This is a genomic window from Ahrensia marina (assembly GCF_042140245.1).
Taxonomy (GTDB): domain Bacteria; phylum Pseudomonadota; class Alphaproteobacteria; order Rhizobiales; family MH13; genus MH13.
Window position 1 is genome coordinate 1919490 of record NZ_CP159483.1, and the last position, 23106, is coordinate 1942595.

General features: G+C 56.6%; 25 protein-coding genes. 4 read left to right on the forward strand and 21 right to left on the reverse strand.

Annotation, left to right across the window (positions count from 1 at the left end):
• Positions 1 to 3: 3 nt before the first annotated feature.
• The 6 genes from ABWH92_RS09420 to ccoN all read right to left on the reverse strand — a co-directional run bounded on the left by ABWH92_RS09420 (position 4) and on the right by ccoN (position 5542).
• Entirely contained in the window at positions 4 to 549 is a 546-nt protein-coding gene (locus tag ABWH92_RS09420; protein WP_375574148.1) for a FixH family protein, read from the reverse strand.
• A gap of 36 nt (positions 550 to 585) precedes the next feature.
• Positions 586 to 2049, reverse strand: coding sequence for a cytochrome c oxidase accessory protein CcoG (gene ccoG / locus ABWH92_RS09425; protein ID WP_375574149.1), 1464 nt, complete (start codon positions 2047 to 2049; stop codon positions 586 to 588).
• Positions 2050 to 2176: 127 nt separating this feature from the next.
• Positions 2177 to 3082 (reverse strand): cytochrome-c oxidase, cbb3-type subunit III, encoded by a 906-nt coding sequence (gene ccoP, locus ABWH92_RS09430; RefSeq protein WP_375574150.1) that lies wholly within the window; start codon positions 3080 to 3082, stop codon positions 2177 to 2179.
• A complete protein-coding gene (locus ABWH92_RS09435) occupies positions 3075 to 3308 on the reverse strand; it encodes a cbb3-type cytochrome oxidase subunit 3 (protein WP_375574151.1) in 234 nt (77 codons plus the stop codon). Before ABWH92_RS09435 ends, ccoP begins: the two co-directional genes overlap by 8 nt.
• The gene (gene ccoO, locus ABWH92_RS09440) at positions 3305 to 4045 is read right to left on the reverse strand and encodes a cytochrome-c oxidase, cbb3-type subunit II (RefSeq protein WP_375574152.1); all 741 of its coding nucleotides are present in this window, start codon (positions 4043 to 4045) and stop codon (positions 3305 to 3307) included. Before ccoO ends, ABWH92_RS09435 begins: the two co-directional genes overlap by 4 nt.
• Positions 4046 to 4051: 6 nt before the next feature.
• Entirely contained in the window at positions 4052 to 5542 is a 1491-nt protein-coding gene (gene ccoN / locus ABWH92_RS09445) for a cytochrome-c oxidase, cbb3-type subunit I (protein ID WP_375574153.1), read from the reverse strand.
• Between the two features lie 497 nt (positions 5543 to 6039).
• On the opposite strand from ccoN, the gene ABWH92_RS09450 reads away from it, so the two are divergent.
• Entirely contained in the window at positions 6040 to 6903 is an 864-nt protein-coding gene (locus ABWH92_RS09450; RefSeq protein ID WP_375574154.1) for a DUF2189 domain-containing protein, read from the forward strand.
• Between the two features lie 104 nt (positions 6904 to 7007).
• Here ABWH92_RS09450 and ABWH92_RS09455 read toward each other — a convergent pair whose 3' ends face one another.
• From ABWH92_RS09455 to ABWH92_RS09465, 3 genes are all read right to left on the reverse strand, one after another.
• Positions 7008 to 7382: a hypothetical protein gene (locus ABWH92_RS09455; RefSeq protein ID WP_375574155.1), complete on the reverse strand. Its 375-nt coding sequence runs from the start codon at positions 7380 to 7382 to the stop codon at positions 7008 to 7010.
• Between the two features lie 177 nt (positions 7383 to 7559).
• Positions 7560 to 9365: an adenine deaminase C-terminal domain-containing protein gene (locus ABWH92_RS09460; protein WP_375574227.1), complete on the reverse strand. Its 1806-nt coding sequence runs from the start codon at positions 9363 to 9365 to the stop codon at positions 7560 to 7562.
• Between the two features lie 107 nt (positions 9366 to 9472).
• Entirely contained in the window at positions 9473 to 10138 is a 666-nt protein-coding gene (locus tag ABWH92_RS09465; protein WP_375574156.1) for a hypothetical protein, read from the reverse strand.
• 113 nt (positions 10139 to 10251) lie between these two features.
• Between ABWH92_RS09465 and ABWH92_RS09470 the strand changes: the two genes are divergently transcribed.
• Together ABWH92_RS09470 and ABWH92_RS09475 are read left to right on the forward strand one after the other, a co-directional pair.
• Positions 10252 to 10821, forward strand: a complete 570-nt coding sequence (locus ABWH92_RS09470) for a hypothetical protein (protein WP_375574157.1) — start codon at positions 10252 to 10254, stop codon at positions 10819 to 10821.
• Positions 10821 to 11042, forward strand: a complete 222-nt coding sequence (locus tag ABWH92_RS09475; RefSeq protein WP_375567835.1) for a helix-turn-helix domain-containing protein — start codon at positions 10821 to 10823, stop codon at positions 11040 to 11042. Before ABWH92_RS09470 ends, ABWH92_RS09475 begins: the two co-directional genes overlap by 1 nt.
• Before the next feature lie 6 nt (positions 11043 to 11048).
• Here the strand turns inward: ABWH92_RS09475 and ABWH92_RS09480 are convergent, their stop codons facing one another.
• The 9 genes from ABWH92_RS09480 to ABWH92_RS09520 all read right to left on the reverse strand — a co-directional run bounded on the left by ABWH92_RS09480 (position 11049) and on the right by ABWH92_RS09520 (position 19558).
• Positions 11049 to 11846 (reverse strand): creatininase family protein, encoded by a 798-nt coding sequence (locus tag ABWH92_RS09480; RefSeq protein WP_375567836.1) that lies wholly within the window; start codon positions 11844 to 11846, stop codon positions 11049 to 11051.
• Positions 11847 to 12785 carry an isopenicillin N synthase family dioxygenase gene (locus ABWH92_RS09485; RefSeq protein WP_375567837.1) on the reverse strand — a complete coding sequence of 313 codons (939 nt, stop codon included), beginning with the start codon at positions 12783 to 12785 and terminating at the stop codon, positions 11847 to 11849.
• The gene (locus ABWH92_RS09490) at positions 12782 to 13462 is read right to left on the reverse strand and encodes an NAD(P)H-dependent oxidoreductase (protein ID WP_375567838.1); all 681 of its coding nucleotides are present in this window, start codon (positions 13460 to 13462) and stop codon (positions 12782 to 12784) included. The genes ABWH92_RS09485 and ABWH92_RS09490 overlap by 4 nt, the downstream gene beginning before the upstream one ends.
• Positions 13463 to 13468: 6 nt before the next feature.
• A complete protein-coding gene (locus ABWH92_RS09495; RefSeq protein ID WP_375567839.1) occupies positions 13469 to 14062 on the reverse strand; it encodes an NAD(P)H-dependent oxidoreductase in 594 nt (197 codons plus the stop codon).
• 34 nt (positions 14063 to 14096) lie between these two features.
• Positions 14097 to 15497, reverse strand: coding sequence for an FAD-binding oxidoreductase (locus tag ABWH92_RS09500; RefSeq protein ID WP_375567840.1), 1401 nt, complete (start codon positions 15495 to 15497; stop codon positions 14097 to 14099).
• Between the two features lie 3 nt (positions 15498 to 15500).
• On the reverse strand, positions 15501 to 16769 hold the full coding sequence (locus ABWH92_RS09505; protein WP_375567841.1) for a cytosine deaminase: 1269 nt from the start codon (positions 16767 to 16769) through the stop codon (positions 15501 to 15503).
• Positions 16770 to 17654: an ABC transporter permease gene (locus tag ABWH92_RS09510; protein ID WP_375567842.1), complete on the reverse strand. Its 885-nt coding sequence runs from the start codon at positions 17652 to 17654 to the stop codon at positions 16770 to 16772.
• On the reverse strand, positions 17654 to 18454 hold the full coding sequence (locus ABWH92_RS09515; RefSeq protein WP_375567843.1) for an ABC transporter ATP-binding protein: 801 nt from the start codon (positions 18452 to 18454) through the stop codon (positions 17654 to 17656). The genes ABWH92_RS09510 and ABWH92_RS09515 overlap by 1 nt, the downstream gene beginning before the upstream one ends.
• 84 nt (positions 18455 to 18538) lie before the next feature.
• On the reverse strand, positions 18539 to 19558 hold the full coding sequence (locus ABWH92_RS09520) for an ABC transporter substrate-binding protein (protein ID WP_375567844.1): 1020 nt from the start codon (positions 19556 to 19558) through the stop codon (positions 18539 to 18541).
• Between the two features lie 272 nt (positions 19559 to 19830).
• On the opposite strand from ABWH92_RS09520, the gene ABWH92_RS09525 reads away from it, so the two are divergent.
• On the forward strand, positions 19831 to 20235 hold the full coding sequence (locus tag ABWH92_RS09525; protein ID WP_375567845.1) for a RidA family protein: 405 nt from the start codon (positions 19831 to 19833) through the stop codon (positions 20233 to 20235).
• 66 nt (positions 20236 to 20301) lie between these two features.
• Here ABWH92_RS09525 and ABWH92_RS09530 read toward each other — a convergent pair whose 3' ends face one another.
• The 3 genes from ABWH92_RS09530 to ABWH92_RS09540 all read right to left on the reverse strand — a co-directional run bounded on the left by ABWH92_RS09530 (position 20302) and on the right by ABWH92_RS09540 (position 23061).
• Positions 20302 to 21960, reverse strand: coding sequence for an EAL domain-containing protein (locus ABWH92_RS09530; protein WP_375567846.1), 1659 nt, complete (start codon positions 21958 to 21960; stop codon positions 20302 to 20304).
• A gap of 183 nt (positions 21961 to 22143) precedes the next feature.
• A complete protein-coding gene (locus tag ABWH92_RS09535; protein WP_375567847.1) occupies positions 22144 to 22899 on the reverse strand; it encodes a sulfite exporter TauE/SafE family protein in 756 nt (251 codons plus the stop codon).
• A 9-nt stretch (positions 22900 to 22908) separates the two neighbouring features.
• The gene (locus ABWH92_RS09540) at positions 22909 to 23061 is read right to left on the reverse strand and encodes a hypothetical protein (RefSeq protein ID WP_375567848.1); all 153 of its coding nucleotides are present in this window, start codon (positions 23059 to 23061) and stop codon (positions 22909 to 22911) included.
• Positions 23062 to 23106: the final 45 nt, after the last annotated feature.

The window sequence follows — 23106 nt, forward strand, 5'->3', positions numbered from 1 at the left end:
CTCTTAGTTGACGCCAGGTGCGTGGACGAAGACTTCTTCGGTTGCAAAGTGCCGTGCACCATCCACGTCGGCCAGAACGCTAACAAACCAGCGACCGGAAATTGGGAAATCAACGGTGGCTTCGTAGCGACCATTGCCGACATCGCTTAGCGGCATGCGCACCTGTTGCGCGTAGCGGGTCATCCGCTCGGCCATCATGATCACGGTGCCACCGGTGAGTGCTTGCCCGTTGCGATCAAGAAGCGTGACGGCTGCCAGTTGCCCTTCACCTGAGAACTCAGGCGCAAGAATCTCCATCTGCCAGCCTTGCTCGGCCTGGGCCTGCTCTGCGGCGATCACATCATCGTAGGCAAGGCCACGCTCATAGGCATTGGTGGTGACGAGCCCTGGAAAGGTAGAAAGCGCCAGGCGCACAAAGTTGCCGGTAACCGCGAAAAGCACCAGGAAGCCACCAACAAAGAGCAGGGGAATCCAGCCATTTGAATCGATCAGCCAACCCATGAAGCCGCGGCGTTTGGGTGGATCTTGGTGCAAGGTGTCAGTGCTCATCGTGTCTTGTCCTCGATACCGTTCAGGCGCGTGCGCCTAGTTTTCCGGCCCCCAGAAATATGTACCGCTTGTGGTCATCACCTGACCATTGTCGCCATTCACCAGCGAGAAGGTGATGGGTGTTTGCCCTTCAGGTCGACGTGTCGGTGGTACGGTGATCAAAACCCGCAGTGACGCCGCTTCAATGTCGCTGAAATCAATGGTTGGCGCGCTGCCCTCGGCAAGCGTCGAACCAGCATGACTGATGGCGATGCTTTGACCTGTCAGGCCTTCCACTTCAAAGCGGACAGTTTCAGCTTCCTCACCTCGATTAGACAGGCGAACATTGTAAATGTTGCGGATTGAGCCGTCGGAAAGCGTCACAAAGGCTGGGTTGCGCTCAGGTGTGATGGCAACGTCAAAGCCGGTGCGGTTCAGCACGGTGAACACCATGGCCGCCGACACCAAAATCATTAGCGCGCCATAGCCGTAGAAACGCACCTTGGTCGGTTTGCGTTTCTGGCCACCCACTTCCACCATGGGGGCGGCAAGATGAGCTTCATCATGTGTTTGAGCAAGACTTGCGAAGTTGATCAGACCGGTTGGGCGTTTCAGCTTGGTCATGATGCTGTCGCAGGCATCGGCGCAGAGGCCGCAGCCAATGCAGCCAAGCTGCAAGCCATTGCGGATATCAACGCCTGTCGGGCAGACATTGACGCAAAGATTGCAATCCACGCAGTCGCCAATGTCGGCGCCAGCTGCCTTCTTTTTGGCGCTGCCGCGCGGCTCACCACGCCAGGCATGGTAGGTGACGATCTTGGTGTTGGGGTCGAGCATGGCCGACTGAAAACGCGGCCAGGGGCACATGTAGAGGCATACTTTTTCGCGTGCGAAACCAGCCAGCAAATAGGTTAGGACCGCGAAGACGCCGACCATGACAATGGCGGCGGTGCTCGCTTGGAATGTTGGCACCTGCGTGAACGTGTTCAGTGTGCCGCCAAAATAGCCGATAAGCGTTAGACCGGTGAGCAAGCCGATAGCGGCCCAAACGGTGTGCTTGCCAACTTTGCGAACAAGGTTTTGAGCGGTCAGCCCTTCTTTGGCCCGCTTGATTTGCATGTTGCGATCGCCCTCAAACAGGCGCTCGATCATTTGAAAGCCATCGGTCCAGAGCGTTTGCGGGCAGGAAAAGCCACACCAGATACGACCGACAATGGTGTTGGTGAAGAACAGTCCAAAAGCTGAAAACAGCAGCACCAGCGTTAGCAGGTACAAATCTTGCGGCCAGAAGGTCCAAGGCCCAGCGTAGAACTTGCCTTCGGTGAAGGACATGAGAAAGGCTTGGTCAGGGGTGTCACCAGGACGGTTCCAGGGAATCCAGGCAGCGCCAAAGAAGAAGATGGTGATCGCTGCCAGCACCGCGCTTTTAATCCGCCGAAACGTGCCCGAAACGGATTTTTGATAGACCTTTTTGACGCCAGGAAACTCGTCTGCCTGGTAGCCCACGACCATGGATTGCATGCCTTTGTCCGTATAAAATAATGTGGTGCTAATGTTCCACAGTGCCCGGTGGTTCGTCGTCAGCACTAGCCCTTAAGGGCAACCGCGCGGACGAAATGCCGCGCGGCTTGTTAATGTTTCTAGGGCGCTACTGAAGAGCGGCTGTTTCGCCGGCACCGGCTTCTTCGCCGCCGCCGAGCGAGTGCACATAAACGGCCAGCATTTTGATGGTGGCTTCATCGAGCCGTTCACCGAAGGCGGGCATCACACCCATCTGTGGATTGGTGATTTGCGCGACCAACTGTTCACGCTCTCCACCATAGAGCCACACAGCATCGGATAGGTTTGGAGCACCGAAGATGGGGTCACCCAAACCGTTGACGCCGTGACAGGCGGAGCACTCCAACTCAAACATCTCTGCACCGGGAAGTCGATCACGCGTTGCATGATCGGGCGAGGATGGATTGAGCGCCAGCACATAGTCAGCGACCGCTTCGATGTCGGCTTGCTCATAGAAGTCGCCATAGGCGGGCATGATGGAGAAACGTGCATCAAGCGTCTCGTTGCGGATGCCGTGATTGATGGAGAACCAGATATCTTCCAGCGTACCACCCCATAGCCAATCGTCATCGATCAAGGATGGGAACTGACCGATTTGGCCGCCACCGCCAACACCATGACACTGAATGCAGTTCACGCCGAAGGCCGAACGACCGCCATTAAAGGCGAGGGTTGCGAGCTCTGGATCGGCGACAATGTCGGCCAATTCGGTTTCCGCAAGCACCGCACCTTGGGCCTCACGCGCCGTGCGCACTGTTTCCAGCTGCGCTTCCAGCGCTTGGCGCGCCGTGTAGCCGGTGGTTCCAGCGGTTGTCTGATCGCCTAGCGGTACTGATGGAAGCAGCACCACATACACCACTGCGAAAGCGATGGAGGCGATCCACACCAGCATCCACCAGGTGGGAACGGGTGTGCGCAACTCGCGAATGCCGTTCCATTGGTGACCGGTGGTGTATTGACCCGTGATTGGGTCGCGTTCGATCTTGTTACCCATTGTGGTCCTGCCTTGCCGCAGTGCGGCCTGCGTCTTGAGGGGCTTTTGATCCGAACTCTGTTCTGGGTTCGGGGGCATCTTCCCCACGGAAAATAATGTTGGCGTGGTCGTCCATCGCTTCGCGGCTACCTGGGTGGTAGACGCGAATGATCAGGAACAGGATGGCCACCAGACCGACCGTCAGAAAGGCGGCCTCTGAGTAGCCGATTAGGGCTTCAGCGCTCATCGTCCAATCTCCTGACCTTGCAGCATGGTGTCTGGATCAAACGAGGTGAAATCCACCATCGTGCCCAGCACCTGCAGGTAAGCAATCAGAGCATCCATCTCGGTGATCTCCTCATCGCTGCCGGTGAAGGGGCCAAGTGGAGCGCCTGCATAGCGCTCACGCAGAGCTGTTGAGTTGCCAACCAGCGGAACAGCTTGCGCGACGATGTCGTCGCGGGCTGCTTCGATGTCAGCATCGGTGTAGGGCACACCAACGAAGCGCAAGGTGCGCATGTGCATTTCGATATCGTCATAATCGAGCGGGCGTTCCAGGAACGCGTAGTCGGGCATGATCGATTCGGGCAGCACAGCCTGCGGGTTGCGCAAGTGGGCGGCATGCCACTCATTGGAGTACTTGCCGCCAACACGGGCCAGATCGGGCCCAGTGCGCTTGGAACCCCACAGGAAGGGATAGTCATAAATCCCTTCGGCAGCCAGCGAGTAGTGGCCGTAGCGGTCCACCTCATCGCGGAACGGGCGCACCTGCTGCGAGTGGCAGTTGTAGCAACCTTCTCGCATGTAGATGTTGCGGCCGATCTGCTCGAGCGGCGAGTAGGGACGCATGCCCGATACTGGCTCGATGGTCGATTCCACTTTGAAGAGTGGAACGATTTGCACCATGCCGCCGATCGCCAAGGACAAGAGGATCAAGAGCAGCATCAACGGCGTGCTTTTTTCAATGATACCGTGATTAAACATAGCCGTTTACTCCGCCGGTGTGAGGCCAGCTTGAGGCGCTGACATAGTGGGAGAGGTTCTGGCGACGATTGGGCCGGTAACGGTGCGGAAGAGGTTGTACATCATCACAACCACACCAGCGAGATACAGCACACCGCCCAGGAAGCGCGTCACATAATAGGGGTGCAACATCGCGACCGTGTCGGAGAACGTGTAAAGAAGGAACCCGTTCTCATCATAGGTGCGCCACATCAGGCCCTGGGTGATACCCGACACCCACATCGCGGTGATGTAGAGAAGGATACCGATTGAGGCGAGCCAGAAATGGACCTCGATCAGGGCAACAGAGTGCATGGTACGCCGCCACAAACGTGGGACCAGATAGTAGATCGCGCCAAAGGCAACGAACGCCACCCAGCCAAGGGCACCAGAGTGCACGTGGCCCACTGTCCAGTCGGTGTAGTGGGACAGGGCGTTGACCTCTTTGATCGACATGAGCGGACCTTCAAAGGTCGACATGCCGTAGAAGGCAACCGCCACCACAAGGAAGCGCATGATCGGATCGGTGCGCAGCTTATGCCAGGCGCCTGACAGGGTCATGATGCCATTCACCATGCCGCCCCAAGAGGGCATCCACAGCATGACGGAGAACACAACACCAAGCGTTTGCGCCCAGTCGGGCAGCGCGGTGTAGTGAAGGTGGTGCGGACCAGCCCAGATGTAGAGGAAGATCAGCGCCCAGAAGTGCACGATCGACAGGCGATAGCTGTAGATCGGGCGCTCAGCCTGTTTGGGCACGAAATAGTACATGATGCCGATGAAGCCGGCGGTGAGGAAGAAGCCCACCATGTTGTGGCCGTACCACCACTGGATCATCGCCGACTGAACGCCGGAGTAGACCGAGTAGGAGTGCAGCGAGAGCCAGGAAATCGGGATCGAAATGTTGTTGACCGTGTGCAGCATCGCCACCGCCACGATGTAGGCAAGAAAGAACCAGTTCGCGACATAGATGTGCGGTTCTTTGCGCTTCACCAGCGTGCCGACATAGACGACCAGATAGGACACCCACCAAACGGTGATGAGGATGTCGAAAATCCACTCAGGCTCGGCATACTCTTTTGATTGGGTGAAGCCCAAAACATATGAGCCAGCCGCCGACAGCAGCACGACTTGGAACAGCCAGAACTGCAGAATGTGGAACCAGTTTGGTCCGAACAGGCGCGTCTGACAGGTGCGCTGAACAACATAGTAAGATGTTGCCAGCAACGCGTTGCCGCCAAAGCCAAGGATCACGCCCGAGGTATGAACAGGGCGAAAGCGGCCGAAATTGACCCACTCATGGAAGTTGAGCCAGGGGAAAGCGAGCTGCGCTGCAATGAAAACCCCCGCTGCCATCCCCACAAAGGCCCATAGGACCGTTGCGATGGTGAACAAGCGAATGGCATCGTCCGCATAGGTAAGCGGGCGTGCTGCGGTTTCTGTGCTGCCAGCCGATTGAGCTACGGCTTGTGCTGACATTGTTTGGTGTCCTTGACCTAAATTCGTCTCATGTCGCGTCTGCATGCAGACTGTGAAGTGTCGGTGCGGGCGGATGAGAATTGGTTGAGACCGATAAAATGCGGGCACTGACGGACTCACGGTCCGACGCACCGCCCACAAACCCCCAAGTGGGCGCGAAGGCGTTGCGCTAGGTCAAAGGTAGACAAAGTGACCTATCATTCATCAGTTGGGGGTGATGCGCACGGGTGTTTGCGGATGAACAAAAGTCGTGCCTGTGTTTGATCTATGTCGATCCGCTGACACGCGATTGGGTATAGCGGTCACTGAGGACCGCATTTGCGACTCTCAATGGGTCGGCATGTAAATGGCTTGCCCGGGCTTGCACTTTTTGCGCCTCTTGGACAGGTTGTCGCATGGACTGGGCTGTGGTCCGATTTTGAAAGAGCCTTGGCTCGTCGATGGCTGACGCGGGCGAAGGTTCGCTATGATGCAGGCACTAAAGGGATGAAACACCAATGACGAGTGCAAACGATATTCCGGACATCAACGAGCTTGATGAGATCATTGGTGAGCCAGAGGATAGCCGTGCAGGCTTTGTGCCGCAGGGTTATGTGCCACCAACTGAGGTGCGGTCGATCACGCTGGATACCGTGTTCAGCTCTCTGCACGCTGGTATTGCTGATTTTAAGAAGGGTGCTTTCCTTTCCACCTTCTTCGGTGGGGCCTATTTTGTGATGGGTCTGCTGTTGATGGTGTTCCTGCTGGTCACCGAATCCTACTCGCTGATTTTCCCCTTCACCGCTGGCTTCTTGCTGATTGGTCCTATCGCCGCGATTGGCCTTTACGAGATTTCGCGCCGTATTGAGACCGGAGAGCGTGTCGGTTGGGATGTTCTGGGTGCCTTCAAGCGCCATGGCGTCACACACGTGTTCCTCTACGGTTTCGTGCTGGCGTTCATGCTGATCGTCTGGCTGGTTGTGGCGCGTGTGATTTACGCGCTGAACTTTGGCTACGATCCGCTCTATTTCGCGCAGATGGACCTTTCGTCGCTGATCGAAGAAGCCTTTACCGCGCGCGGTTTGGTGTTTCTGTTCGTTGGCAACGCCTTTGGGGCAGTTCTTGCTGGTACCGTGTTTTCGATCTCGGTCGTCGGTGTGCCTTACCTGCACGACAAGCCAGTGGACTTCATGACAGCCATCATGACGAGCGTGCATGCGGTGGCCAAGAACCCTTGGCCGATGTTTGTTTGGGGTGTCATGGTTGCTGGCATCGTGGCTGTTTCAGCGCTGCTGTTCTTCTTCCCGCTGATCATCACACTGCCGATCATCGGTCATGCAACCTGGCATCTTTATCGCCAGACGGTTGTGCCGAACGACTAGGCTTTCCGGCAAACGACTCAAAGAGTTCTCATTCAAAAGACAACACCGCGTTGGGTTTCCAGCGCGGTGTTTTTCATTTTGGGGAGGTGAGTGGTTTGCCGGTTTTAGTGCCGCTGTGTTTTGGCTTTGCTCTTCACCGGGACAGGCTGAAGGCCTAAGCCAAGCATGTCATCAAGTGAGGCTTCGGGCGTCGGGCGTCCATTTTGGTCGTCATCGTCTCGACCGGCGGTAAACATCACCGCAAAGCCCATTTGCAAGCTCGCGAAGGTGAGACCGATCATAAACGTCATCAGTGGTATGGCGACCATGCCAACGCCTGATTGCGCAAAAACGGTTCCAAGATTGCCTATATCGAAGGCAAGGATTGCGCCGACAAACACGATGGCTGCTGCAAAACCAATGGCCGCGTTTTTTATCAGAAAGCGCACCAATTTTGGTGGTTTTTGTTTCCCGGTATCGGTTTGAAAATACGATTGCATGATCACGTTCCTAGTTTGGATAGGCCGCTTAATCCGTACTTTACCTTACGATCTTTGCTGCGATATGGGTCAAAAATCTTAGGTCATTGCGTCATTTTTTTTAAAAGTGTTTGAGATCATTTGGAAAAATCTCAATGCTCAAAAAATCGCAACCGGTTTGATTCAGAAGGCTTTTTCTCAGTCTTCGACGTAAAGCGGCTCCAAAGTCATCTCTGGAACACGCACCATGCCTTTGTCGGTGATTCGAATTTCTGGGATCACAGACAGCGGGATGAGATTGAAGCCCATGAATGGGATGGTGCAGCCCATGTCCTTCCAGACCGCTTTCAACGTGCTCATTTCTTCGGCCACCATTGTGACGCGTTTGTCTGAAAGCAGCCCAGCGATCGGCAGTGGCACCATGGCGGTGACCTCTCCGCTTTGCACCGTGACCACGCCGCCCTGATTTTCTTTAAGCGCGGTCAGCGCAACCTGCATGTCATCGGCATTGGTGCCAGCGATAATGATGTTGTGGCTGTCGTGACCGACGGACGAGGCCACTGCGCCGTCTTTCAGGCCAAAATCTTTCAACAGGCCGTGGGCAACGTTTCCATCTGATTTTCCGTGACGCTCAATGATGGTGACGAAGCAGAGGCCGTGCTCATCAAAATGCGTGCCCCAATCGTTGCTCGCTTTGAGGTCCACCTTGTCATGGAACAGCGTGATACCGGGCAAAGCAACGCGCAGCACGTTGACGGTGACATCGTGCGATGGCACGTCGGGCGTCATTGCCACCGTGCTGGGCACTTTGACACTGGTGAAGGCCGCGTCGGGATAGGTGTACCGGGTCGAAAGTGCCTGATCGAGTACAGGTGTGATGGATTTGTCTTCCACCACCAGTTCGCCGCCATACCAAGTGTTTTGCGGCTCTAAGTCATCGTTGAGCAGCACGAGGTCAGCGCGCCTGCCGCCGCCGAGACCGCCAATGTCGTTCTCCATGCCAAACCGCGTTGCACCGTGCAGGGAGCCCATGGACCAGGCGGTCTCCGGCTTAATGCCAGCTTTCATCGCCTCCCGGGTCACCCAGTCCTGACCGAAGAGGAGAAGATCATCAGCATCGCGATCATCGGTGCAGACAGCAACGCGTTTGGTGGATGCGCCGAGCTCGGTGATGGTTTTGATGGCTTCTGGCAGCGAATGCCACGGTGTCGTCGGTGGGCCACCGCGCAGGAACACCCAGATGCCTGCATCCAGCAAGTCATCGGCAATGTCGCGGTCGATGGCTTCGTGGGTGTCGGTGACGCCGGCTGCGGCGTAAGCAGCGACAAACTCGCGGCCATAGACATGGCCGGAAACGGGTCGCCCACGTGACAGCGAGGCCTCGATGATGGCGTGGGAGCGTTCGTCTGACAGGCAGACGGGCACAAAGTCCATTTTTTCCCCTAGTGCCACGGCCTCTGGCCAGCGATCAAAGATGCCCGCGATCTTTTCTGGTGTCAGATCACCGCCTGCCGTTTCCATTTCGGGAGACGTTGCCGGCACGGTTGAGGGCACAGTGAGGAAAATGGAGAGCGGGGCCTGTCGGGCGTCTTCCAGCATGGCTTCCACGCCCGCCACGTCCATAACGTTGCCGATCTCGTGGCTGTCGCAGAAGATGGTGGTCGTGCCATTGAGCAAAGCCGCTTCGGCATAAGCGCATGCGGTAACCATGGAAGATTCGATGTGCAGGTGCGGGTCAACAAGTCCAGGCGCAATGATACCGCCTTTGCCGTCATAGCGCGGCGCTGTGCCCTGGTAGGTGCCTGCAGGTTTGACGGCCGCAATGCGCCCGCCTGCGATCCAGATCTCTTTGTCGGACGCGATGCGCTCAGAATAGGTGTTGAGCGCGCGCACGCCCGTGATCACGGTATCAGGATCGGACCGCCCGGACGCCACGTCGGCCAAATGGCGTGTCATGCCGGACAAGGGCGCAACAGAGAATCGGGTAAGGGCGGTTGAGGGCATCATAGGGCTCCGAGCATCATGTGATGCACTCACCCTTTCACTCTGCCCGCAACCTTGGCAAGCCGCATTTCTATGCAGGGCTGGCATCGCCAACTGATGGATGGCCTTCAGCTTTGGTCTGGGCCTGGGGTTGAGCATAGCGGCAAGGCACCGATAATCGGATCATCACCGGCTTGAAGCTCGGTTAGGTCGAATCCATCCAGAGTACGCACGAAACGGTCTGTCTCTGAGGTGCGCAGAAAGACATCCACGGGCATGGTATCTGGCGTGTTTGCGCCCTCGGTTTCGGTGCCAAGACGGCACATATCGTTCACCGCTACACCTATGGAAAGCGACCCGCCTTGACCGGCAGCTTGACGGTCCATGACATCGGCGCGGATGGCGTCCAGTCCCTGTTGGTCGGTATCGGACAGGCGGTAGACAAAGATCTGACGGCCCTGCACCGGGACTGGGTGGAGTACCATTGCGTCGGCTGCATCCTCGCGCTCCAGCACATAGGATCGCTCTTCAATCAGACTGCCATCCACCACCAGCCTCAGGTCGAGGCGCACGCCCTCTGCGGTGGGCATGAGCGTGTTTGGCATTTCCACTGCAGCGCGTAATGACGCCAGATCGGTTGTGGCGAAATCGATGGCCGCTAGTGCGGGAATGGACATGATCGGCACGTGGCTGCACCCGGCCAGCACGGCAAGTGCGGTGGCGCCGCTAACGATAGAGGCGGGCAGTTTGCGAGACAGAAGACGGTGAGGGAAAGCGTGGGGAATGAATTTCATGGTTTGGATAACTCGTACTTTGACACGATAAAATCCATGTATTATATTAATTTTTAGATTGGAAGCGGTAATTTCATCGTGTCTTCTCTCTATTCCCAACTAAGGACAACCCAATGCTTGCCTCCCCCCATGCTTCTCCCTCTCCCCTCACACCTATCTCGCGCCGTGCCCGTTGGGTCGCCATTGTGCCACTGTTGGCTGCTGCGCTTTTGCTCATCGGAGTTGTGGCGCAATGGGTGTCGGAAGATATTCGCGCGACCTACATCAGCTCCTCTCTTGGGATGCTAGGCAATGAGATGGCACCAGACGCAGCGAGCTTTCCAAGCGTGATTTGGCCGATGCTGTTTCGCACCGTCCCGGCGGTCGTCTTCATTCTAACAATGGTGTCGTTGTTCCGGCTCTTTCGCCGCCTGGCGCAAGGCGTCGTTCTCGATGCTCGCAATGCGCAGTTGGTGTCGCGAGCGGGAATCGGGTTTGTGCTGTTCGCGGTGACGGCCATGCTGAACAACACATTGACCACCCTCTACCTTTCCATGAGAAACCCGGATGGTCCGGGCGTCTTCACAATTGGGTTTACGGCATCAGATTTGGGCGCGTATGCAGCCGGGTTTGCGCTGTGGGGCTTGGGACTGGTTCTGAGCGAGGCAGCGCGCATCGCCGATGACCATGCAGGCATTGTCTGATGCCTATTGTCGTTGACCTTGATGTGATGCTGGCGCGGCGCAAGGTGCGTTCCAAGGAACTGGCAGCCGCCATCGGTATCACCGAGCAGCAGGTGTCGTTGCTGAAATCCGGCAAGGTGAAGGGTGTGCGCTTTGAGACGCTGGAAAAAATCTGCGCGTTTCTTGAGTGCCAGCCAGGTGATCTGATCCGGTACGAGCCGGACCAGAGTGACACCAACTAGGGGGCTCTAGTCAAAACGCGTGATGTCTGCTTCGGCGACATCTTTTAACAGGCCGATGAACCCGCGGGCATAGTGCTCAGCGGTTTGTCGGCCTTTTTCTGCGGTGGCGATGCTTGCATCGCCCACTGTGCCCTCTGTGTTGAGGTCGGAAGCGATCCATCCATAGGCGGGCATGCCAATGGGGGAGATGTTGAAGCCGTCTTGGCGATCTTCGGCGGTTGAACGGAAATTCTCCGCCTTGCTCATGTCAACCAGATGCTCTTGGAAGTGCAGCATCATCGACGTTTCCACGTCGCCGCCATGGATGCCGAACTTCATTTCATCGTCAGTGTAGAGCCCATCGGGCACGCCCCAATTGCCCCACTGGCTTTTCACACAGAGCATACGCGCGCGCACCCGCATTTCTCGCGACAGGATCGAGATAAGATCGAGATTGCCGCCATGGGAATTGGTGATCACCATTTTGCGCACACCAGCACGGGCGACGGACAGTCCGATTTCTGTCCAAATGCTAAGTGCCAGCTCAGCAGGCAACGTCAGTGTGCCAGCCGCATGAAGATGCTCGTTTGATTTACCGATGGCCTGAACCGGCAGGATGCGTACATCCAAGTCTGGTGCAAGGTCTGGCAGCATGGCTTCAACGGTCGAGAGCATGCCTTCATTGAGGTATGTATCAACGCCCACAGGCAAGTGTGGCCCATGTTGTTCAATGGCCGCCGTTGGCAAAACGGCAATCACTTTTTGCGGGTCGAGATTCTCAAACTCTGTGGTTTTGTACTCGGCCCAGCGGTAGCGTTTGGTCATCTAGCTTGCAGCTTTCTGGCTGTAGGTCGCCGTCAGGCGCATCGTTAGATATTCATGGCAAAGGATCGGCTCATAATGCTTCTCCTCGCCTGTTCCGGGCAGTGCTTGCACCAGCGCATTCGGGTTGGGGTCCATAAAGAAGGCAATCGAGCGGCGCTCTTTCACTGGACGCAGAACGCGGTGTGGGTTGGACACATAGATGTCGTTCGTCCAACGCATCAAAAGGTCGCCTATGTTGACGATAAAGGCACCATCAACGGCAGGGACGTCGATCCATTCGGCACTGTCACGCGGTTTCACCTGAAGGCCCGCGGTGCCATCGCTCATCAGCAAGGTGATGGAGCCATAGTCGGTATGTGCACCAGCGCCGATTTCGCCAGGTTGCGGGTTGATCGCTGGTGGGTAGCGCAGAACGCGCAAGGTGGACATGGAGTCCACGAAGGGTTCGGCGAAATGATCCTCTGGTAGGCCCAAATCCAGCGCGATGGCGCGGTGGAGATTTTGGCCGAGGTTGAACACCTGATCGAAATAGGCGGTGAAGGTGTCTTTAAAGCCCGGAACATCCGGCCACATATTGGTGCCGCGATAGGGCTCTTTGGCGATCACCCGCGGATCATCGGCTGGCAGATCAAGGGCCATGTTGAAAGCCTCTTTTTGATCCATCTGGCCGCTCTTCTCATCCAAGCTTTCTGAACCGGTGCCAGCGTAGCCACGGTTGTGCGGTGACTTGTCGATGGAGATCTTGGCTTTTTCGTCTCCAGGTAGAGCAAAGAACTCATCGGCTTTGGCGAACATGCTTTCGATGAGTCTTGGGTCCACACCATGGTTCTTCACCACCATGAAGCCCGGTCCACGGGCGGCTTTGCCCCAAGCGTCCACAAAGTCTTGTTTGGTTGCGCCAGAGAATGTCGCGTAGTCGAGAATAGGGATCGTGGTCATGCCGTTTGCCTCGCTTTGCTTGGATAGTCGGAGGCACTCTGCGCAACGGGTCGCTCTCCGATGAGCTTACGCATCTTGGTGCGAACGCGGGCCAGATGCTTGGTCCGGCTATCAGGTGTTGAAAAATCCATGCGATAGTGGGCGGCAAATGCGGTGCGTGCCCGCTCATGGCAGAGAGCCCGCAAGCCTCGCATCAAGATGCGTTTGCCAGGCGAGCCGATGAGTTTCGTCAACCAAAAAGACGCGCCGCAGGTTGTGAAAACACCCAAATGCTTGATGTGCTTGAGCGTGTGGCCAAAGCGCTTGTTGTCCTCGCATGGCATCGTGAAGGCGACGCCAGGTACCAGCACGCGATCCAGCCAGCCTTTGAGCATGGCCGGCTGTCCGAACCACCAGGTTGGATAAACGAAAATCAGCGCGTTGCACCATTGCAGGCTTTCCACATGTGGGCTGATGCGGTCGGTGTTGCAGCTCGTGTCTTCGTACTCTGTCCAGTCTTCCAGCGTGAGCGCAGGCTGAAACTGTTCGCCATAAAGATCGATCACGCGCATTTCAGCGCCAGCTTGGCTGAGTTCATCCATGACGGTTTCAAGCACCGCGTGATTGAAACTGGTTGCGCTTGGATGGCAGTAGACGATCAACGCTTTCATCGGGTTGCCGCGGGTGGTTACCTGCATGCTGGGTCAGAACCTCTCCATGTGTCGTGTGACGTGGGCGAGAAATGCCGCCCTCTTCTGATCGCTCGCCCGGTTCATGTCGTAAAGTGCGAGGTATTGCATAGGCGCGCCGTTCATCACGTAACGGATTGGCCGTGTCATCAGCTTGCGTGGTGGGTCGCCAGCCATGAAAGCGCGTAGCCGTGTGCCGCCATAGGTGGTGACGGTTGCGTATTTTTTGACGTTTGTCAGAGCGGGGCGTACTTGGCCATCGACCAGCTTGAACGAGACGCCAGGTAAAAACACCCGGTCAAAAAACCCTTTTAGGATTGCCGGATAGCCGAAGTTCCACACGGGGTAGACGAAGACAATGGCATCGGCGGCTTGAAGGCGCTCTACATAGCTTTTAACTGGATTTATGTTAATAGTTTCGTCGTGGTAGGAACGACGTTCCTCGCATGTCATCACAGCGGGAAAGTTTTCTGCGTTTAAATCGCAGTCATCCACCTGCCACTGCTGGCTTTTGAGCGTTTCGACGACGCGTGTGTGCAAGGCGGATGAAAAACTTTCGGGCACAGGATGCGCGAAGATCACCATCGCTTTTTTCTCTGTGTCCGCCATTTTTTTGTCCTTGAAATAACTGAAATCCAGTTAATTAGCTCGCTTGTTTCATCTTTGGGTAGGCGTACATGGTGTCATAGGACCAGTTGGGATCGTCCCAGGAGATCATCTTGCCAGGGTTCAATAGGCCCTTTGGATCGGCTTCTTGTTTGAACTTCAGTTGACGATCATCTGTCTTTTGGCGACCGCCTTCTTCCAGCGTGTAGCGGTGAGGATTGAAGATCATGCAGCCCAGTTCTTCATGGATGGCAATGATTTCGTTGAGACGCGCTTCATCGGAGTAGTCGACAATGGGCAGACCGGCATAGATCACATTGCCGCCTTCGCGCATGGCTTCAAGATGCTGGAGCACTTCTGCGCCGAAGGTTTCACGAACCTTGGCAACTTTGGCCAGCGGATCAGGTCCGCCATAGCGCACCTGGAGATAGGTGACGGTTGGATCGACCTGAAGTGCACGCAGAGTGGTGTGGTTCCAGGTGTATTCGGCAAGGTGACCGGGTGTGCGCTCAAACGTTGATGCATCGGAGCGATAGATCACATCGGGGTCGTTGTTGCGGCCCATAAAGGCGGTGAACCCATCGAGTGAATGTGGTGCGACCAGCACGATAAGAATTGATTGATCCTCACGCACATGACCCGAAAAACGCTTGAAGAATTTGAACGGTATCGGGGCTTCGATGGGCGTGATCAGTTTGACCAGAATGCCGTCCTGCTGCGCCAGATCGTAACCAAACTGGGCGGCCTGCATGAAATCATCAAAGCCGAGCGCAAATTCCACCCAGTCATAGGCAGGGGCAAGCGGCATTTCGATCTCTGTGATGATGCCATTGGTGCCATAGGCGTGGGAAACACGCGCCAGGTCTTCGCCGGTGAATTCCAAAATGCGTGGCTCAGCTTCCATGGTGACGACGCGCAGGCGCAAAATGTTGCCCAGATCGCGCAAGGCACCCCAGCGCACTGATCCGATGCCGCCGGACCCACCTGCAATGAAGCCGCCAATCGTGGCGGTGCCATAGGTGGAAGGCATCATGCGCTGTTCCTGGCCGGAATGAGCGCGGGTCTCGGCGTCTAGGTCTTTGACCACTTTTCCAGGCTCAACGATCACGCGCCCTGGGTGAATCTCTTTCACCTTGGTCATGTTCTTCATATGCATAACGACGCCACCAGCAAGCGGCATGGCTTGGCCGTAATTGCCGGTGCCAGCCCCGCGCGTGGTGACCGGCACATCATGGGCAAAACATGTCTTGAGAACTTCGATGACCTCTTCTTCGGAGCGAGGCGACACGACAAAGTCGCCGATCAGATGGTCCATTTTTTCTTTGAGCACAGGGGAGTACCAAAAGAAGTCGCGGCTCTTCTGTTTCAGCGTGGCCGGATTGTCGTCGATATCAAGGTGGTCGAGTGCTTCGCGCACCGCAGCGATGTTTCCGGTCATGCTTTACTCCATCAAGGGGTCGAGAACCGCATAGTCGGGTGGGGAAACGGCGAGCGCCTCTCCATCACGAATGACCATGCGGTCGGTCTGGGGACGCGATAGCAGTTCATTCCAGCTACGCGCTTTGAACACAATCAAATCAGCCGGCTCACCATCAGCAAAGGGCGCGTAAGCAAAGTCGCACATGGCAGCGGGCATGGTGGTGAAGGCTTTCACCCAATCATGACTGGTGTGATCAAGGTGCGCGATGCGGGTGGCTTCGCGCACCACTTCAACCATATCCAGATCGCCATACGCGTAGAAGGGGTCGCGCGTGTTGTCAGAGGCAAAGGCCACAGGGATGCCGCGCGCCTTCATCTCGTGCACCAGAGTGACACCCCGCCAGCGTGGCGTGCGACCAGGATCGCGGTCTTGGAGGTAGAGGTTGCAAAGCGGCAGCGAGACAATGGTAAGTCCAGCCTCAGCAACCAGGTCCATGGTGCGGTCGGCTTCGCTCTCGTCTTGTACCGCCAGCGAACAGCAATGGCCGCAGACCACTTTGCCCTTGTAGCCTGTTTTTAGAACCATCTGCGCGATCTGGCGAAGCGTCGCCACCGACGGATCGCCGGTCTCATCCACGTGGAAGTCAGCATCCAGATTGCGCTGCGTCGCCATCTTGAAAAAGGCTTCTAACCGCTGCTCGAGATCCGGCAATGGATAGGTGACCATGCCGAGCACGCCGCCGGTGTTGGAGACGATGTCGGCGGTCTTTTGGTAACGACCCGTTCCATCAGGTTCGATGCCGTCCGCGCCTACCAGGCTGACGGCTTGAAGGTCGATCTTGCCCTTCCAATCGGCGCGAACCTCATCGAAGACGGCCCAGGAGATCTCATCCTGAGGCGGAATGGAGTCCAAGTGCGTGCGGATGGCCTTTGTGCCGTATGCATAGGCTGATTCCAGCGCGAAGCTCATGCGGGCGCGGACATCCTCAGCGGACCATTTGGCTTCGCGATCTTCACCCACGGAAGACAGCGCACCATCAAAGGTGCCGTCAGGATTGGGTTTGCGCGGCCAGATGTGTCCCTTGTCGAGATGGGTGTGCATATCGACGAGGGCTGGCAGTGCCATTTGCCCTTTCATATCGATGCGTTGCTCAGCTAGTGCGTCCGAGAAATGCCCCTCGCGGATTGTGATGGAGCGTGTCACCAGAGCATCGGATGAACCAACGAGCGGGCCGGGGATGACGAGGTTGTCGAACGTGATGGGGCCGTTTGGTAGGGAAAGAGACGGCACCTATCGCTCCCGTTTCAAGGCACTCTCGTGCCATTTGTGCAGCAGCAGCCAGCTCAGGAAGCTAAGCGCAGCATAGATCACCACGCCGGTTGCCGCGATCAAGATCAATGCAGCGAACATGCGTGGGATGTTGAGGCGATAGCCGGCTTCCAGGATTGTGAAGGCAAGGCCTGAGCCAATGCCTCCGGTGCCTGCCACATATTCGGCCACCACCGCGCCGATAAGTGCCAGACCACCAGCGATGCGAAGGCCGCCGAGAAAGTAGGGCAGGGCTGAGGGTAGCTCGAGATGCAGCAAACGCTGCCAGCGTGATGCGCCGTAAATCTTGAAGAGGTCCCGCAGATTGTGGTCGGCGGAGTTGAGCCCAAGGGTTGTGTTGGAAAGCACGGGGAAGAACGCCACCAGCCAAGCACAGATGAGCAACCCGACCAGGCGCTCTTCCACATAAATGAAGATGAGTGGGGCAATCGCGACAATGGGCGTGACCTGGAGGATGACCGCATAGGGATAGAGCGACATCTCCATGAGCCGTGATTGCTTGAAAAGGATCGCCAGGCCTGCACCACCGATGATGGCGGCCAAAAGCGCTGCGGCAGTGATCATCATGGTGATCGAGAGCGCATCGAACAGGACGCGCCAGTCGGCGATCAGCGTGTCCCAGACACGGCCAGGACCAGGCAGAATGTAATGTGGAATTTCATTGACTGCGACGATCCGATCCCAGGCGAAAATGCCCAGAGCGATCATCACAACGGGAAGCATCCAAGCGCCAATTTTGTCGAGCCGCTCGCGACGTGCGATAGCGCGCTCTTCCAGATCGACCACCTTCGCATCATCGGATGGACCAACATGGGGTGTGCGCTCATCAGGTGAGATAACAGCCATCACGCGGCCTCCGGGTTGGTGTCCATGATGGCGCCGTGCAGCGCATCAGAGGCGGCGCGGCAATGGGCCGAATACTCCGGTGAGGTGCGGAAGTCTTCATGGCGCGGGTAAGGCGCGTCGACTTTCAGTTCCTTCACCACGCGACCGGGGCGGGCGGCCATCACAACCACGCGGTTGGACAAGAATACGCTTTCAAACACCGAGTGGGTGACGAAGATGACTGTGCACCCGATGCGTGCCTGCATTTCCAACAGATCGTTGTTGAGTTTGAAGCGGGTGATTTCATCAAGGGCTGCAAACGGCTCATCCATCAGAATGAGCTTGGGACGTGTGACCATGGCGCGAGCGATGGAAACACGCATCTTCATGCCGCCAGAAAGTTCGCGCGGGTAGCTTTTCTCAAATCCAGCAAGACCAACAACATCGAGGATCTCGTCGATCTTGGTTTTGACATCGGCTTTTTTGATGTTTGAAAGGCGCATGGGCAGCCAGACATTGTCTTCCACCGTTGCCCACGGCATGAGCGTTGGTTCTTGGAAAACAACACCAAGATCTTGCCCGCCTGTGCTTTTTTGCCCGGTGTCGGACCAAACAATCCGGCCCGACGTCGGGCGCATTAAGCCAGCGATGAGCCGCAGCGCGGTGGACTTACCGCATCCTGATGGGCCGAGAAGGCTGACGAAATCGCCATTGTGAATATCCAGCGACATGTCATCGAGTGCTGTCACGGTGCCGCCGAACACTTTGCCAACATGGCGCAGCGAAAGAATAGGCGAGGAGGTGTTTTCAGGTTCTGGCAAAGAGGCTGATCCAGGTCTTTTCAGGGTAACGGCGCACCTTGGGTGAAGGCGCGCCGCAAATATGTCTCGGGGGAGAAAGCTTTGTTATGGGCGCAGATCCATGCCCAAGCCCTGATTCACAAACTCGGTTGTGTAAGCAGCTGTATAATCAAGTCCCGCATCAATGACGCCCGCGTCGACCATCTGCGTGTAAAAGGCGTTGATGGTGTCTTCGGTCATCGCGCCAATGCCCAGCTCCAGCGCTTCGCCAGAATCAACGATGCCGAACTCCAACATTTTCTCGATGGCGAAATCGATCTTGTCCTGTGTCATCTCTGGATTGTCGGCCATGATCATGGCGTTGGCTTCGGCATTGTCACCGTAGAGGTAATTGTACCAGCCAAGAATTGAGCCTTCCACGAAGCACTCAACAACCTCAGGCCGCTCAGCGATGGTGTCGGCCATCGTCTCGATGATGGTGGAGTAGGTTGCAAAACCGGCGTCTGCGATGAGGAACACGTCGGGTGTGAAGCCAGCCTCGGTCTCGATGACATAAGGCTCAGAGGACAGGTAACCCTGCATGGCCGTGCCGGTGTCGGCGAGGAATGGAGCGGGGTTGAAGGTGTAGGGCTGGCGTTGCTCATCGGTGAAGCCGTGGGCAGCAACCATCCAGCGATAGTAGCCGGCAAAGCCATTGTCACCGATCAGCAGAGTGAGATCTTTCAGATCATCCCAAGACTTTGCAGCGCCAGGGTGTGCGATGATGACCTGTGGGTGTTTTTGAAACGAGGCCGCTACGGCCACAACTGGAATGCCCTGTTCGGCCGCCAGGAAGGTGGACAGAAGATCGCCACCCATGTGGAAGTCGATTCGGCCCGCCAGCATCAGCGCTTTGTTGTTCACCTGCGGACCACCTGTCACGATGGACACATCAAGACCGCACGCTTCATAGGTGCCGTCAGCCACGGACTGGTAGAAGCCGCCATGCTCAGCTTGAGCCAGCCAGTTGGTGCCAAACACAACTTCTTCAAGGGCCAGAGCTGGTGAAACCGCGCCTATGGACATTGCGGTTGCCGCCAGCAAAGCAATGCGGCGTTTGGACGTGAGTGAGCTGGAAAGTGTCATGAAAGACTCCGCTGTTTTTTGTGCGCATGCGACGCGCATCGTTTGGCCTGCCGGTATATGCAGGCCTTGATTGGGAACAGACCGACGAGCTTAAGCAGCCGCGCGTCATCCCGGTTGCCCTGATTAGGTGGCGGGCAGGTTGTGATGTCAACGCAAAAACGCCTAAAATCTAATCGCAATGCCCTATTGCCTTTGTGCTGTGCACGCTGCCTAGTCAGTGTGCTGCATACGCAGGCAGTTTCCACCAGAGATTGTTTTTGACGAGGTGCCCTGTGAGCTTTCGATCCCTCTTGCCCGATAGTTTGGCTCCGCCTTTTGCCCGCTATGCCCATGGTGTGGCGATTGAGGCTGGTCAACGCATGGTCCGCACGGCGGGACAGTTGGCGATGGCCAAGGACGGCTCAATCCCTGAAGGTGCGGAGGCGCAAGCGCTTTTGGTTTTTCAGAACATTGAAGCCGTGCTGGCTGAAGATGGTTTGGGCAAAAACGATGTCTGCCACCTTTTTGCTTTCGTGACCGCACGTGAGCACATGGCTGGTTACATGAAAGCACGCGATGCTTGGCTTGCCGATGTACCCAAACTGCCCGCGTCCACCCTCATCATCGTTGGTGGGTTCACCCGCGAGGAGTTTGTTGTGGAGATCGAAGCGACGGCAGTTGGTCCGGTTGCTGGGTGATCATAGCGAGGTCGGTTGAATCGAGGCGTGACGCCTGGTTTCCCAATCAATGTTTGGGGATGCCTTTTAGATGGATGCAACCGCGCCAGCTGGTATCACGGGCTGCGGTCTTGCCTTGTCGGATGATCTTTTCTGCTTGGCGGGAGCATCAGTCTGAGGGTCGCCGAAGTGTTTCCACTCGGCGCCAAGCGCGCTCACAAAATCGTTCGCCGGAACCGGTCGCGCGTAGACAAAACCCTGGATGTAATCGACACCCGCCTGTTGCAAAACCTTGACTTGTTCTTGTGTTTCGACGCCCTCGGCGACGGTTTTCATGCTGAAGCGCTCCGCCATGGCAACCAGCATGTCGATCATCATCGTTGAGCGTGCATCATGCGCGATGTGGTCGACAAAAAACTTGTCGATCTTCAGCGTTGACGCGTCGAGCATCTGAATGGCTGCCAGGCCATTGTGCCCGGTTCCGGCATCATCGATCGCCACCCGAAAACCAGCCTCGCGCAAGATCTCGGTTGCAGCGCTCGCCTTTTCTGGCGAGCTGATTTCTTGGCGTTCAGTGATCTCGATGCAGACTTGTTGCGGCGCTAAGCTGCTTTCTTCAACCAGGTTGGTCAGAGATTTCGCAAACCCGTCACGGCACAGCTGATCGGGCGTCACATTGAAGCTCACATAGAAGCTTGGATTGTTCTCTAGAGCCTCGCGCAAGCCAATCGCCGCGCTCTTGATCATGATGGAGAGAAGCTGATCGTTGAGATCGTGTTGCTCGATCAACGGGATAAAACGCCCCGGCGAAACCATCTCACCATCCGGTTTGGTCCAACGCGCCAGTGCTTCACACCCAATGACGGAGCCGGATGCCACATCAACAATGGGCTGGAAATGCGGGCCAATTTCGTTGTTCTCCAGCGCTTCACGAATGCTTGCAACCTCTTGATTGCGTCCACCGCTGGCCGCCCAAACGCTGAACCCAGCCACAGCACCGCCCATGACAAGCCAGGCGAAGAGAACAGGTTTGGAGACGGCAGAGCGCCATGTGGACAAAGCATCCTGATCAACGCGAATCTCTGCTTTCAGCGGATAGCGCGACCCCATGGTGGCAAAAGATGTCCAGCTGTCAGCGTCTGGCGTTGTCGCATGCGAGCCGACGAAGCTTGCGATGGATTGTTGGTCAATGGCCAGATCAACCCGGCCTGTGCTGCGCAGCTCGTTTGGCAAAACATCAAACAGGATCGCATCGGCGCTGATTGCGGCGACCAACTCAAGATCGGTACCAAAGCCCCATGAGACGCCAATGAGATGGGTGTTGTTGTGGCCAACGATCCTGCCGATACGATAGGCGGGATTGCGTGCTTCGGTCCATGTGGCGCGCTCGTCAGCCGATGGCAGCGGGTTGCTAAGCTGCTCGAAGCTGGAGCACATGCCGTCGGGCGTGACCATGTAAACGTCTGACACAGAGCCTGTGTCGATCACCAGCTGCCGCAGCATGGTGCGTGCTGGTTCATCGCAGGCGGCATGGCCTGCCAGAAGAAACTCTGAGTTGGCGATGACGACGAAATCAATCGCCTTCTCGGCGCGCCGGATCAGTTGGTGGGACACATCCTCCAAGTGAAGCCGGTTGTTGTGGTTTGCAATGCCCACATGCAAAGCCTGACCACCTGCAAGCCAGGTGCAGAAAGCAATGAGAAAAATCGCACTGAAACGTAGCTTATGCCGTCGCATAAAAGTCATCGAGTCACTCCCCGAGGCGACTGTGGCGCAGGCAGGCTAACGGTTGGCTAAAACTGGCCTTGGATGCGCGGAACTTCGCAGACGCGGTGAATTGATGGTGAACGCGCCAAGGTTTTGGGATCTGCTCGATCGTGCTCTTTCGGGATGCAGAGCGATATCTTGCGCAACTTCGATGCTTGCAGATCAGCGCACAAAAAAAGCCACAGTCATACCCACCCCAACCAGTGTGACAAAGGCGCGAAGCAGATCAGTCCGCACTATTTTACGGCTCACGCGCGCCCCAGCATAACCGCCAAGCGTCGCACAGATGGCCATTAGGATGGCCTGTTCCCACGCGATCAGTCCCGCCAGAGAGAAGGCACCCACCGATATAAGAGACAGCACAGCAGCGAGAATGTTTTTCAGCCCATTCATTCCGTGCAAGTTGGTGAACCCCAGCACGCTGAAAACGGCCAGCAGCAAGATCCCAAGACCACCATTGAAGTAGCCGCCATAGATCGACACAGCGAAGATCGCCAAGCCCGATATCCATGATCCAACGCCATCTGGTGCGCCTGCTTGAATATGTTGGGTGAGCATTGGCCCAGCTGCAAAAAGCAAGGTTGCCGTCAGCAGTAACCATGGAACAATCCAAAGGAATGCATCGCCCGGCGTTAAGATAAGCAGGCCTGCCCCCAATGCGCTGCCTATGCTGGCGATCACAATGATCGTGCGCGTGCTCAACGTGCCCTCAGCTGGCAGATCATCGCGAAACGCCCACGCGCTGCTCACATAGCCTGGCAGCACCGCAAGGGTTGATGTTGCGTTGGCAATCACGGGCGGAACACCGGCATAGATGAGTGCTGGCAACGTAAGAAACGTGCCGCCGCCTGCAACAGCGTTCAGGACGCCTGCGGCAAGGCCAGCAAAGCCCAGAAGGGCGAGCTCAAGAACAGTCATGATACGTCGCTAAAGGCGTTCTAGCGCTACATCAGCAGCATTGAGCCAGTGCGCTGGACGGTCGGTGCGGGTTTGCGAAGCCCCATGGCTTGGCTGAGCTTCAATCTTGTGGACGCGATGATGCTTCAACACCTGCATCCTGGTTTGGATCGGTCGGCTCATTGGAGGTGCTCCTTTGTGAAAGCACCTTCCTGGCATTCAATGATA